The following is a 13,360-nucleotide window of genomic DNA, read 5'->3' as shown; positions in this document are numbered from 1 at the left end:
TTTTCTGCATATCGCTTAAGCCACCATTCGTCGGCATGCCTCAGCACACTTTCTGCAAGATTCAGCACAACGTTGGCAATGATCGTGATCATGTTTAGCACATTCTTGCTCGCAACGTTCGCAAACTGCTGCACAAAGTTCTAAAATCTGTTTAGTAAATGGACTATTGCGCGTCATCGCTTGTGCTGTATACGCACATATATCTGCACATTCACGGTCCAAGCGAATGCACTCGGCCATCATTTTCATATTTTCTTCTTTTAAACATGCGTCAAAACAGGTATTACATGCCTTTAGACATTCTAAACATGCTTTCAGGCATTCTTCGTATTCCGTATTCATGGACTCACCTCCTGCTATTTTTGCAATCAGTGGTATTTTCCCCTTAAAAGTCGTTTTAAAACTAAAAATAAAAAACTCCTTAAAAAGTCCTTATTTCCCTTTATATGTCAGGTTCCAAAGAAACTGATTACTATTCTCTGTGCCAGTAATAATCACTTAGTACATCCGCTAATGCTTCGGTAGTCCGATTAAGTTCTTCTAACGTATTATCGACGCCACCAATTTCTACAATAACTGAGTTTGGAGATACATCTTGGTTATAAACTCCGTTCCCTTGACTGCTATCTTTTTTAAGTATTCCTTTTGACAAACCCGGATAATGAGTAGCAAGAAGTTTATCCAAGCCTTCTGTAAACAAAAGATTGCTTGCATAATTTTTATGTCCAGTACCAACTACAAATAACAGACGTGCAAAACTTTCTCCATTCATTTCTTTAGTGGTAGAATCTTTACGCAATGAATCACGATGAACATCCAAGAAAATTTCCAAATCTTTGTTTTTCGCACGTGCAGAGCGTACCAGTTCCCCCGATAACTTATAAGAACTGTTAAAGTCTAACCCTCTTATATCTAATTCTTGTACGATATCAGTTGAATCCACTTTCGTCCCTACTCCTCTTTTCTCCAATGCCCTCCCAAGCATTTCACCTACTAACGTAATATTCGCTCTCGAGTGGTAAGCATCCTTCGGTTTATCAGTGTCTTTAAAATACGGTAAAAAAGATTCCCTACTATGGGAGTGATAAATATAAATGACATCCTTTCCAAAAGTAGAGTGCAAAGAATCTATCGGGATTATTTTGGGTGATTTCATATTTTCAAAAATCGCATCGAAACCCTCTCTGTCAAAGCTTCTATCTTTTAAAAGGTCTTTCATAGCAGGTTTGAATTCATCTCTATCTGGTTGGTCCAAATTAATTTTCGGAATATCTATTCCATTGAATGTTCCGTCAGAGGATTCGTTTATTTTCCCAAAAAGCTTAGGTATAACTGACGGGCCCTTCAACGTATCCATTTTTAAATCGGATATAAAATACAATTTATCCGGCAAAGAATTTCCTTTGATTTCTTCACGAAAAAAAAAGAATGTTAGAAATAAGACTATGAGCAACCAAATGAGAAATAGAATGGTTGCTATATATAGTAAAGTTATTAGTAAAGGCCTTTTCTTCTTATCTTTTTTATTGGATTTACTGAGTATTGGAGACATTATGTAACTCACCTTTATTAAAAAGCAATGAAACATTGACTTTTTTATTTTATTATTTATTTATGCAAATTTTAAAACAGCCAGTGTGGCTAATGCACACTGGCTGTTTACATAATGAATTACGTCATTTTACAATATGCTTTAGCGTTAATGTCACGGACTTCCACATATTATTGGATTGAGTTTATTCCACCTTTACCTGTCCCATCATGCCGTTGTCTTCATGTTCAAGAATATGACAATGGAACATATACACACCCTTATGCTTAAATTGTATAGCTATTTTCACTCTCTCATCTGGTTTTATGGAAATACTGTCCTTCCATCCTCGTTCATTTTCCGGTGGCTCTTTTCCGTCTCTTGAAATTATTTTAAATTGCGTTCCATGAATGTGGAACGGATGGATCATTCCGCCCATCATGTCCGGTTTATTGTAAATTTCCCATACTTCAGTGACTCCTTGCTGTTGTGTGAAATCAATTCTTTCCGCATCAAATTTCTTTCCATTTATCGTTACCTGGTCCATCATCCCAAAGAGTTCCACTTTTTTTGTAACTGGCATTTCCATCTCTTCTTCTGTCAATGAAAAATTATTCATCTCTCCCGGAATCCTGCTAATTTTTCCGCTTTGATCAGAAACCTCAAATGGTAAAAGGATAGATCCATCTTCATTTATTAGTGCCAAGTCAATTGTTGTATTAAGTTGTGAAAAATCAACAACTATTTCCACCCGTTCGGATGGTGTTAGTGTAATTTCTTTCAGTGCAACCGGTTCATTTAAAAAACCACCATCCGTAGCGATTTGAACAAAGGAATCCCCTGTATTCAATTTAAATGTGTAATTCCTCGCATTCGATCCATTTAATAAACGGAGACGTACTTTCTCTTTGTTTACAGTCAACATGGGATTCAACGTCCCATTGATCAATAACGTATCTCCAATAGTACCATCATCATTCAATACAGCGCTGAAATTCAATTGCTTCTCGTCATCAAATGTTCTATCTTGAAAAATCAATGGAATATCATTCTTCCCATAGTCATTTGGAAGTCCAAGACCCTTTGAATTGTCATCTTCGATATAAATCAATCCTGCAAGTCCATTGTATACTTGTTCAGCAGTTTTCCCTTCTGGATGAGGATGGAACCATAACGTTGACGCTTCTTGTGCCACTTCAAATTCGATAACCTTTTCTTCTCCCGGTTTTAAAGAATTATGTGGCCCACCATCTACGTCCCCCGATACTTCCAGCCCGTGCCAATGAAAAGTCGTCTCCCCATCTAGTTCATTTATCGTTCTAATTTTAACTGTATCACCTTTATCAAAACGAAGCATCGGTCCTAAAAACGTCCCATTGTAGCCATACGTATTTGTTTCAACACCATCAAATATTTCCGTTTTCCCTTTTTGTGCTCTAACTGTGTATACGACTCCTTCCTCATTATCACGTTCAAGCATGGAAGGTATTTTCAGTTCATTTTCCCCTGTTGAGTTGTATAAACTTACAACCTCGTCATGGCTCATATGATCATTTCCCATCATGTCTTGATCCATAGATGAGTGATCCATTTCTTCCATGTCTTGATTCATAGTTGAATGATCCATTTCTTCGTTAGGCTTCGAATTGTTACTACCACAGCCGCCGATAACCAATATACTAATCGCCAATGCGGCAATCTTTATCTTTATTCCCATCAATTATTTCCCCTCTCGTCTGGATTTTTTCTTTTTTAGTGTAACAAGAAAATATGAAAAAACTATGCACGAGAAAGGTATGTATGAAAATCGTCATAATTATTGCAGAGTCTTTGTATAATTGATGAGAATTCCAAATTAAAGGGTGTTGCAACAACAGAACAACCCCATTCAAAACAACCAAACAAGGAGTTACCGATTAAAAGCTTAAAAAAATGCTAGTGGTGGTTGTAATGGCGGGCTTTAATTAAATCGCAAGAGCCCTTAATGACTCCAATGTGGGTCATTAAGGGCTCTGTTATATCATCATTAAATCCTGTATTGTTTTTTTGTTAGGCCCGTTATACAAAAGCATGTAACTAATGCAACGAAGGAAACATACAATGCAAATAGTAATCCAATAAAAGCCATGAATGTATCATTTTCCGGCGTTCCAGGCCCAAGATTAGCTATCATATAAATAAAAGTGAGCAGCAGGAAAAGATAAAAACTACTGCCGATTGTACTCATGATTAATCTTTCTCTCTTTCCTTTATTTCCGGCATTATGAATTGCTATCCACAAATATATGCTTACGAATGTTGCTAATAGCATGATTACCAAATGGAGAAAAGGAATATTTAGCACTCCCAATAAAAAAAATAATGATACCGCAACACTAAACAATAAAGCATTAATGAAAAATAAAAATATGCCACTAAGCCATTCATTCTTAAACCATCTTGCGTTCGACAATTTTTGGACTAATAATGTGTTTGTACTGGGCATTTGAATGAAAGCTTGTTTGTTAAGCAAGAAAATAACTATCAAAAGAGAACCCAGTACCAATAATATTGACATAAACACCTACTCCTTTACCTGTTTTTCGATTATTATAATTTTTAATAATATATTCAAGCATAGCCCCTTTTCCATTCCTTCTCAAAAATTTGTCAAACTCCTTTCTCTATCAATTGTAACGTCATAGTGTTCTTAAAGTTTCGTTACATAATTTTTTTTAAAATGGTGCCTTCGCGCCTTTTGTAAGGTTGTATGTTAAATTGAAAGGAGCCTATGCCAACTCTTAAAGGAATCGGCATGGGCTCTTTTTTGTTATTCTTCTCTTGTTAATTTTTTAAATTCACTTTTTGTAGACGCAATGCATTCAACACTACCGATACCGAACTGAACGCCATTGCTGCCCCCGCCACCCAAGGGGCTAATAAACCAATTGCCGCGACTGGTATTCCAATCGTGTTGTAGAAGAAAGCGAAAAACAGGTTTTGCTTAATATTTCGCATTGTTTTTCGGCTCATGATAATTGCATCCGCAACACTATTTAAATCCCCCCGCATCAGTGTAATGTCAGCTGCTTCTATGGCGATATCCGTTCCAGTACCGACTGCCATTCCGACATTTGCCATGGCAAGTGCTGGCGCATCATTGATACCATCCCCTACCATCGCTACATTCTTGCCTTGTTCCTGAAGCTTTTTAATCTCTTCACTTTTCTGTTCCGGCAACACTTCCGCAATTACGTTAGACAGACCGACTTGACGGGCAATGGCCTCTGCGGTACGTTGGTTATCACCCGTAAGCATGATGACTTCTAGACCAAGCTCCTGCATTCTTGCAATCGCTTCTTTCGACGTTTCTTTCACTGTATCGGCGACTGCAACGACACCTGCAAGTTTGTGATCCACAGCAATTAGCATCGCTGTTTTCCCTTCGCTCTCTAGTTTTTCCATCGCTGCTTCCGAATCCAAGATTGCGATGTTATGTTCTTTCATCAATTTTCTTGTTCCAACTAACACTTCTCTACCACTTACTTCAGCCCGAATTCCATAGCCCGGCAAAGCTTCAAAATCAGTTGTTTCAAGAAGTGCAATGCCTTTTTCTTTTACGCCATTAACAATCGCCTGTGCTAAAGGGTGCTCGGATTGGTTTTCAGCCGTTCCAACCAATTGGAGAACTTCCTCTTCGTTAAAGCCGTCAGCCACCGAAATATCTGTCAAGGCAGGTTCGCCTTTTGTAACTGTTCCCGTTTTGTCTAAGACAACAGTATCGATTGACTGCGTGTTTTCCAAATGTTCTCCGCCTTTAAAGAGAAGTCCCATTTCAGCGGCTCGACCCGAACCTGCCATAATCGAAGTGGGTGTCGCCAAACCAAGTGCACATGGGCAAGCGATGACCAAAATAGAGATGGTCGGAATGAGGGCTGAACGGAAATCACCCGGTGTAACAGCAAAATACCAAATAAAGAACGTGACAATCGCGATAACGACTACTACCGGTACAAAAACTCCTGAAATCCTATCGGCTAAACGCTGGATTTCCGCCTTAGATCCTTGTGCTTCTTCGACCACTTTTACAATCTGTGCTAACGCTGTGTCTTTCCCCACTTTTGTCGCTTTTATTTGCAATGAACCATTCTTATTAATGGTTGCGCCAATCACTACGTCTCCGACGACTTTATCAACTGGAATGCTCTCACCTGTGATCATCGATTCATCAATTGCGGAGCGCCCTTCGATGATTGCTCCATCCACCGGAATCTTTTCACCAGGTTTCACAAGGATTGTATCTCCTGCTATGACTTCCTCAATCGGCACCTCTTTTTCTATGCCGTCTCTCAGAACGCGGGCTGTTTTAGCTTGCAAGCCAAGAAGCTTTTGAATTGCCTGACTTGTTTTCCCTTTTGCACGAACTTCAAATAACTTACCAAGTACGATTAATGTGATAATGACAGCAGATGCTTCAAAATAGAGCTCAGGCATTCCAGTGCTACCTGCCATTTTCCATTCCAGCGTAAGATAAAGGCTATAGAAATATGCCGCGCTCGTACCGAGTGCTACCAATACGTCCATGTTGGCACTTTTGTTTCGAAGCGCGTTAAAAGCACCTTTATAAAATTGAGCGCCGACGATAAATTGAACCGGTGTTGCAAGCGCGAGTTGTACCCATGGGTTCATTAGAATAGCAGGCATATAGATAAATGATAGGAATTCAAAATGAGCAACCATCGTCCATAACAACGGAAGCGTCAAGATGAGCGAAAAGATGAACTTTCTGTATTGCTTTTTGATTTCCTGCTCTTTATGATCCATCTTGTCTTTACCGTCTTGCTTGGGAATCAATTCATAGCCCATTTTCTTAACAGCCGTAATCATATCAGCCGTTTCGACCTGTTTACCGTCATATTCAACCGAAATCGTTTCCAACGCAAAGTTGACATTTGCATTGGCTACTCCATCCATCTTACTAATTCTTTTTTCTATCTTCGTCGCACATACCGTACATGTCATGCCAGAAATATCAAAAGAAGCTTTTTCTTGAACGACACTATAGCCAAGTTTTTCAACTCTTTCCTTAAACTCATTGACATTCGTTTTATCCGGGTCGTAGACGATTGTAGAACGCTCCAATGCAAAATTGACATTTGCTCGCTCAACGCCTTCTATTTTGGAAAGCCCTTTTTCAATTCGGTTTGCGCATGCAGCACAAGTCATTCCATTAATTTGTAGCGTTTTTTCATTAGTTGCCACTTATTATCACTCCTATACGTAGTAGGGGTATACTCATTCAAAAAAGAAAGACCATACCAGAAGGTACGATCTTATCCACCGCCTTCTACCCCCATATGGTAGAAGCGGAAGATTATTAGTTGACTAAACCCTCTAACACATAATGCACGAAATCAGACGATGTCATACCCTTGCTCTTCAATCGTCTCCTTGATCTGATCCAAAGTTGTTTCCTGATTGTCAAACTCTACTGAAACTTCACCACTGCCAAGATCCACCTTTACGGAAGAAACACCTGTAAGATTGCCAACACTTCCCTCGATTGAACCGACGCAATGATTGCATGACATCCCTTGTACTTTTACTATATCTTTCATTTTGACGACCTCCTGTTTAGTTATCACTATAAACTTACTATACCCCCGTATAGTATGTCAACTATTAAATAAAAGTTTTTTCTATAGCCTTTTATTTCGTCATTGTTTTCATGACATCCATCAATTCCTTAATGGCGTTTTCACCGTCTTGCCCTTTAATCGCATTCGCTACACAGTGGTGCGTGTGATCTTCAAGCAAGGCCAAAGAAACTTTATTCATTGCTGATTGGATGGCACTGATTTGATGTAAGATATCCACACAGTACCGATCATTATCGACCATCTGATGGATACCCCTCACTTGCCCTTCAATTCGTTTTAATCGGTTGAGGAGCTGTTGTTTATTTGGTTGAACCGTTGTTTTGTTTGTCTCCTTCATGATTTCCCCTCCTTAACAAGTACTTATACCCTGTACCCCTATACTAACACTTTTCTAATTGTAGTTCAAATTATTAATTTACGCAATTTCATTTGAGTATCATCACTACTGTAAATCCAAACATTAAGAAAATCGAAGCTAAATCTTCCATTCCACATTTAAAACTCTTGAAACTGAACTCTATTCTTCTACTCAAAGAAACATAAAATTGGCGTACATCCTTTATAGTAGATGTACGCCAATGACTAGTAATAAAAATTTATTTGTCCGAAATTGCGCTGTATACAGCTGCAGCGAATTCTGCACGAGTTGCTTCTTTTCCTAGGTTAAACTCCGGTGTCTGAAAGACTTTTGTCTGATCAAGAGTCTTCAATGCATGAATTGCTTCTGAGGCCCAATGACTTGTTGGGACATCATCATAATTTGATGCGATTTGTACTTTCCCATCCAGTTGTCCTTGCAGATCAAATGCTCGATTGACGATGGCGGCAAGATGTGCGCGTGTAAGTTTGTCGTTAATGCCGAATTCACCTGTTGCATATCCTTGAAGGATTCCAGCTTCATTCAAGGCCGAGATGTCAGCTGCAAATTGGTGATTTGGCGCGACATCCTTAAATGTCACTTCGTTTGATGCTTTCAATTTAAGCTCGCGATTTATCATTGCAGCTGCTTGTCCACGAGTAATTAATTTTTCCGGTTTGAATGTGGAGTCTTCGTAGCCAGTTATAACTCCACTCTCGTTTAATGCAATGATTGCCTCAAAAGCAGGATGTTTTATCATTAGATCTTTAAATGCTTCACTCATCTGCCCAGCAGTTTTTACCTGTACAGGCTCAAAAGCTACTTGGGTGTTTGATAGACGTTTTGCTCCAGCATATTTAGGAGCCCAATAAGGATCTGTCTTTAGATTTGCTTTTAGGACTCCACGGCTCTTAGCCGAGATGAACTCGTTGTTCCCTAAATAGATTCCCGTATGTGAAATACCTTTTTTATATGTATTTGCAAAAAATACAAGATCCCCAGGTTGCAGATTTTCTTTACTTATCGTAGCCCCCACCCTAAACTGATCCTCAGATGTTCTCGGTAGGCTCATGTTGAAATTCTTGAATACATATCTGATATAACCCGAACAGTCAAATCCAGACGTAGTTGTCCCACCAAATTTATATGGCGTTCCATATAAATTTTCAGCATACCTTGCAATCTCATTCGAAGTTGCTGCACTAACTTTATTTGATGATATAAAAGGTATTGTACTAATAATAAACACAGCCATTAATATTTGGATAAATCGATTTCTCATTTTCCACCCCAACTATTTTATTGATGTCTGTTTTTCTTTGTTCGACATCTTTATTTATCACTTCCTGTATAACTTTAGCATAATAACTATGATTTCTGTTTTACAATCACAATACATTCGCATGACAAAACTAAGGATTAATTAAGGAGAAAAACTGTAATATTTTTAGCAATTAATCTTGCATTTTCAATATGCTAAACATAAAAAAAGTCTAGATTTAGTTAATCCAGACTTTTTTTATATCGATAAGCTCTAATACTTGCAACAATTCCTTAATCGCGTCTTCCCCATCACCTTCATTGATGGCGCTCGCCACACAATGTTCCTCCCTCGTCTACTAAACGAACAGAAAAAGAATATTATAACAGGCAAGATACCGGCTTCGTTTAATCAAGATTATCAACATGTTCATTTATCGTTTTTTCATCCATCGGTCCAATAATCTTTTGCTTAATTGTCCCATCCGTGTTGATCATGTAAGTTGTCGGTATTGCCAATACTCCATACATACCCATTACTTCACCATCATTGTCAAGCGGAATCGGAAATGTTAGCCCATACGCATCGACAAACTTCTCGATACCTACGAGTCCGCCCCGCTCCGCCGTCGTCAAATTAACCGCAATGATTTCTACGTTTGCAGAATCCTTATTTTTTTCATAATAATTTTGCATATGCGGCATTTCCGCCTTGCACGGACCGCACCACGACGCCCAGAAATTAAGGATAACTTTTTTCCCTTTATAGTCCGTCAGCTTTACCATGTCACCCGAAAGCGTATATAGTTCAAAATCAGGGGGTGTATTTCCTTTTTCAAGTCCAGGCTTATACTCAATCATTGTACTATCCGCCCCAGAAAAAACTGTATCGATTGGCTCCGCTTTTTCTATATTCGATTTAACCATCATAACAATCAACGTACCCATAATTAAAGCTGTTATTACAATAATTACGGTTCGTTTATTCACAATTGTCCCTCCGATTCAATTTTTCTGTTTCAGCCCCGCAATAATAATTTCGCGAAAACCAAGGCGATGAAAAACGTCGACATGACAGCTTTACCAGTCATGTTTTATAGTGTTGGATTTCAAATGCTTCGTGTGAATGTGTAGTGTATAAAAGGCACTTATTCCTGTTTGGACTTCGCGTTCCATTTCGATAATATTTGCTGCATAAACAAATTTCCGCTCATCGATTTGAACAACTAATTCCTCTCCCGCTATTTCACGCGGAATCTTTTCCAAAACGATAGGGAATAAGAAGTGGACGTAGATTAGTGAACTCCAGATTTTCAACGACTTTTTCATAGACTACCCTCGGCAATTCATATATGTAGCTTAGGCAGGTTAAAGTATTTAACTTACAATAAATTGCCCTATCATCCCTAGTTCCTTATGCCCGGGTACAGTACAATAAAATTCATAAACTCCAGATTCAGTTAAGGTAAATGTTAGTGTCTCCGTATTTTCAGGTGTAGCATGTAGATGCAACAAATCTTTCTTTCCCCCATGATTATGTTTGGATCCCATTACCATATTAAAGGAGGAAGTCTGGATTTCCATGTCATGCTCAACCATATCCAAATTTGTGAGGGTTAATGTGACTGGTTTATCTTTCTCCACATAAATTTCATTTTTTGAGTACTTCATATCGACGGTTTCCAGAACAATCATTTGACTTTCACCACCGGGATTATCGGTTGACCCCGGCATCGCTGAATGATGACTTTCTGGTATCACTAACTCCTTTAGACTTCCGTATTTCTCAGCAATAGAATTGCCGCCTATTATAAAAAAAGCTACAAAAGTTGAAAGTACCAGAGGTTTTAATAACCACTTTTTAGTAAGCACTTTCGAGTTTTGTGGTGTTTTCAAAATAGCTATAATAAAAATTGTACTGATGGATAAAAATAAGAAAATCTGTATCAAACTAATCGACTGATCTACACGAATCATTTCTCCTACCATTGCCCCCATCATGCCACCCATTAACCCGGCCATCAATCCTTCTAATACCGCGAGAATCCCAAAACATAATCCGCATAATGAGCCTGCAAGCACACCAATAGCCATTGAAAGTATCGTTGAAAGGAATAGGTTACCTTGATAAGTAACACCTAATAGAACGCCGGCAGTCAATCCCACATTCATCCCAAAGAACATTGAAATCATCATTCCTTGCATCGTTCGAAATTTTCTTTTCCAGATTATTGCTACTATAACGACTACAAGTGTTAACAAACCAAGTGAACCTAATACAAATAATTGATAGTTCCCCATTAATCCCCCACCTTTTTCTAAATTGAAATAATGCTTATGTTTACATATTGCATGTAATGGTTATATACCTTATAAGGGTATGTAGCATGACCAATCTTCATGAATCGTTCGTTTCTTTTATATAGAGAAAACGAAGATTTTGCATAATTTCTGCATATTTTATGAGTATATTGACGATATACCTATAACCTGGTAATTATGAGAGGAGTAAATCGCATGCCTAATCATTCACATCATCACCACGAACCGGAAAAGCATATTGCAAAAGAAGAACACTTGAATCACAAAGAACAACATGGTCATGAAGGTCATCACAATCATCACACCCATATGGTAGAGGATTTCAAAAAACGTTTTTACATCTCATTGATCGTAACGATTCCTATTTTGGTCCTTTCACCGATGATTCAAATGTTTCTCGACGTTGATTGGCGTTTTAACGGAGACATGTACATCCTGTTTGCGCTATCTACATATGTATTCTTTTACGGTGGTTGGCCATTCCTTACTGGTGCAAAAGATGAGCTGAAAAATAGAAATCCAGGTATGATGACATTGATTTCATTGGCAATTATCGTTGCATATGTTTATAGTACAGCTTCCGTATTCGGCTTGGCAGAAAACGATTTCTTTTGGGAACTGGCTACTCTCGTTGACATTATGCTACTTGGCCACTGGATTGAAATGCGTTCCGTAATGGGTGCATCAAGGGCTTTGGAAGAGCTCGCCAAATTGATGCCTTCAGAAGCCCATCTTATTGACGTTGACGGAAATATTACGGAAGTTGACGTAACGGAGTTGAAACAAGGGGATCATGCACTTGTCAAGCCTGGCGAGAAAGTACCGGTAGATGGAAAGATACTAGAAGGTAAATCAACAATTGATGAATCGATGCTGACAGGTGAATCGGTTCCAGTTGAAAAAGAAGCTGGCTTAGAGGCTATCGGTGGGTCCATTAACGGTGAAGGATCACTTATCATTTCTGTAATGAAGACCGGAAGTGAAACGTATCTCTCGCAAGTCATCACCTTGGTTAAAGAAGCTCAGGAATCCAAATCTCGGGCGCAAGATCTTGCCAACAGAGCCGCGAAGTGGTTGTTTTATGGCGCACTGGCAGCAGGTCTGATAACTTTCCTAATCTGGATTTCACTTGGCTATCCAGTTTCATTTGCGATGGAAAGAATGGTGACCGTTCTGATCATAGCCTGTCCACATGCATTAGGGCTGGCAGCTCCATTAGTAGTCGCCGTCTCAACGTCCATAGCGGCTAAAAATGGGCTTCTCATACGAAATCGGGCAGCTTTTGAAGGCGCCAGAAATATTGAAGCGGTCGTTTTCGATAAAACAGGTACGCTGACAAAAGGTGAATTCGGTGTTACGAACATTTATCATTCTATAGATTTCAGTGTAGAAGACGTCATTTCTTATGCAGCTGCAATCGAAAGACAATCCCAACACCCACTTGCTAAAGGCGTTATAAGAAAAGCAGAGGAAATGGGTCTTACCCTTTCCCCGGTAGAAGAGTTCCAATCATTGACTGGTAAAGGTCTGAAAGGGACTGTTGATGGAAAGATGGTCTTGGTCGTCAGCCCAGGCTATGTAAATGAGCTGAAACTAGAATATGATAACGTTCAATTCGATGAGTGGTCTTCGGAAGGAAAAACGGTGGTCTTCACATTAATCGACGGAAAACTCGCCGGAATGATAGCCCTTGCGGATATTGTCCGTGAAACGGCAATAGAAGCTATTAAGAAACTTAAAGAAATGAATATCAAATCAATTATGCTAACAGGCGATAATTTGAAAGTAGCACATTATATTGGAAAACAACTCGGTATGGAAGAGATTTATGCTGAAGTGCTCCCACATGAAAAATCCGAAAAAATTGATCATATCCGAAAAGTCGAGGGTCTTCGAACTGCGATGACCGGTGATGGTGTCAACGATGCACCCGCCCTAGCAAAAGCTGATCTCGGTATTGCGGTAGGAGCAGGAACAGATGTAGCCATTGAAACAGCTGATGTCGTCCTTGTAAAAAGTAATCCGCTTGATGTTGTAAATATTATCAAGCTTTCAAGAGCTACCTATCGTAAAATGACTCAAAACTTATGGTGGGCTGCTGGCTATAATATCCTTGCAATCCCATTGGCAGCCGGAGTTTTTTATAATTTCGGTATAGTTCTTAGCCCGGCAGTTGGCGCTATATTAATGTCTCTGAGTACGGTTATTGTCGCAATTAATGCTCGCTTGTTAAAAATTTGATTTAGAGGT

Annotated in this window: 12 protein-coding genes; 1 reads left to right on the top strand and 11 read right to left on the bottom strand. The window is 39.0% G+C overall.

The annotated features are described in order from the left end of the window. Positions 1 to 15: 15 nt before the first annotated feature. From H2672_RS03295 to H2672_RS03245, 11 genes are all read right to left on the bottom strand, one after another. Entirely contained in the window at positions 16 to 342 is a 327-nt protein-coding gene (locus H2672_RS03295; RefSeq protein WP_186668924.1) for a four-helix bundle copper-binding protein, read from the bottom strand. 130 nt (positions 343 to 472) lie between these two features. Then, entirely contained in the window at positions 473 to 1,552 is a 1,080-nt protein-coding gene (locus tag H2672_RS19505; RefSeq protein WP_255485289.1) for a stage II sporulation protein P, read from the bottom strand. A 184-nt stretch (positions 1,553 to 1,736) separates the two neighbouring features. Next, positions 1,737 to 3,248, bottom strand: a complete 1,512-nt coding sequence (locus H2672_RS03285; protein ID WP_186668922.1) for a multicopper oxidase family protein — start codon at positions 3,246 to 3,248, stop codon at positions 1,737 to 1,739. A 309-nt stretch (positions 3,249 to 3,557) separates the two neighbouring features. After that, positions 3,558 to 4,088 carry a hypothetical protein gene (locus H2672_RS03280; protein WP_186668914.1) on the bottom strand — a complete coding sequence of 177 codons (531 nt, stop codon included), beginning with the start codon at positions 4,086 to 4,088 and terminating at the stop codon, positions 3,558 to 3,560. A gap of 266 nt (positions 4,089 to 4,354) precedes the next feature. Beyond that, on the bottom strand, positions 4,355 to 6,772 hold the full coding sequence (locus H2672_RS03275) for a heavy metal translocating P-type ATPase (protein WP_186668912.1): 2,418 nt from the start codon (positions 6,770 to 6,772) through the stop codon (positions 4,355 to 4,357). A 152-nt stretch (positions 6,773 to 6,924) separates the two neighbouring features. Further along, entirely contained in the window at positions 6,925 to 7,128 is a 204-nt protein-coding gene (gene copZ / locus H2672_RS03270) for a copper chaperone CopZ (protein ID WP_186668905.1), read from the bottom strand. Between the two features lie 91 nt (positions 7,129 to 7,219). Beyond that, complete coding sequence (locus H2672_RS03265) at positions 7,220 to 7,507, bottom strand: metal-sensitive transcriptional regulator (protein WP_186668903.1); 288 nt, start codon at positions 7,505 to 7,507, stop codon at positions 7,220 to 7,222. 259 nt (positions 7,508 to 7,766) lie between these two features. Then, a complete protein-coding gene (locus H2672_RS03260; protein WP_186668901.1) occupies positions 7,767 to 8,810 on the bottom strand; it encodes a C40 family peptidase in 1,044 nt (347 codons plus the stop codon). Between the two features lie 386 nt (positions 8,811 to 9,196). Further along, complete coding sequence (locus tag H2672_RS03255; protein WP_370569588.1) at positions 9,197 to 9,778, bottom strand: redoxin domain-containing protein; 582 nt, start codon at positions 9,776 to 9,778, stop codon at positions 9,197 to 9,199. Positions 9,779 to 9,868: 90 nt separating this feature from the next. Continuing rightward, entirely contained in the window at positions 9,869 to 10,117 is a 249-nt protein-coding gene (locus tag H2672_RS03250; RefSeq protein WP_186668892.1) for a hypothetical protein, read from the bottom strand. Positions 10,118 to 10,165: 48 nt separating this feature from the next. After that, positions 10,166 to 11,089: a plastocyanin/azurin family copper-binding protein gene (locus tag H2672_RS03245; protein ID WP_186668890.1), complete on the bottom strand. Its 924-nt coding sequence runs from the start codon at positions 11,087 to 11,089 to the stop codon at positions 10,166 to 10,168. 216 nt (positions 11,090 to 11,305) lie between these two features. Between H2672_RS03245 and H2672_RS03240 the strand changes: the two genes are divergently transcribed. Continuing rightward, positions 11,306 to 13,351: a copper-translocating P-type ATPase gene (locus H2672_RS03240; RefSeq protein ID WP_186668881.1), complete on the top strand. Its 2,046-nt coding sequence runs from the start codon at positions 11,306 to 11,308 to the stop codon at positions 13,349 to 13,351. Positions 13,352 to 13,360 lie beyond the last annotated feature (9 nt).

The organism is Sporosarcina sp. BP05 (genome assembly GCF_014282005.1).
Lineage (GTDB): Bacteria > Bacillota > Bacilli > Bacillales_A > Planococcaceae > Sporosarcina.
Note: the sequence above shows the minus strand (reverse complement) of the source record. Positions and strands in the feature narration are given on the sequence as shown.

Excerpts from the sequence above, each read along its gene's own strand:
- H2672_RS03295 (WP_186668924.1), bottom strand. The coding sequence starts at position 342 with ATGAATACGGAATACGAAGAATGCCTGAAAGCATGTTTAGAATGTCTA.
- H2672_RS19505 (WP_255485289.1), bottom strand. The coding sequence starts at position 1,552 with ATGTCTCCAATACTCAGTAAATCCAATAAAAAAGATAAGAAGAAAAGG.
- H2672_RS03285 (WP_186668922.1), bottom strand. The coding sequence starts at position 3,248 with ATGGGAATAAAGATAAAGATTGCCGCATTGGCGATTAGTATATTGGTT.
- H2672_RS03280 (WP_186668914.1), bottom strand. The coding sequence starts at position 4,088 with ATGTCAATATTATTGGTACTGGGTTCTCTTTTGATAGTTATTTTCTTG.
- copZ (WP_186668905.1), bottom strand. The coding sequence starts at position 7,128 with ATGAAAGATATAGTAAAAGTACAAGGGATGTCATGCAATCATTGCGTC.
- H2672_RS03265 (WP_186668903.1), bottom strand. The coding sequence starts at position 7,507 with ATGAAGGAGACAAACAAAACAACGGTTCAACCAAATAAACAACAGCTC.
- H2672_RS03260 (WP_186668901.1), bottom strand. The coding sequence starts at position 8,810 with ATGAGAAATCGATTTATCCAAATATTAATGGCTGTGTTTATTATTAGT.
- H2672_RS03250 (WP_186668892.1), bottom strand. The coding sequence starts at position 10,117 with ATGAAAAAGTCGTTGAAAATCTGGAGTTCACTAATCTACGTCCACTTC.
- H2672_RS03245 (WP_186668890.1), bottom strand. The coding sequence starts at position 11,089 with ATGGGGAACTATCAATTATTTGTATTAGGTTCACTTGGTTTGTTAACA.
- H2672_RS03240 (WP_186668881.1), top strand. The coding sequence starts at position 11,306 with ATGCCTAATCATTCACATCATCACCACGAACCGGAAAAGCATATTGCA.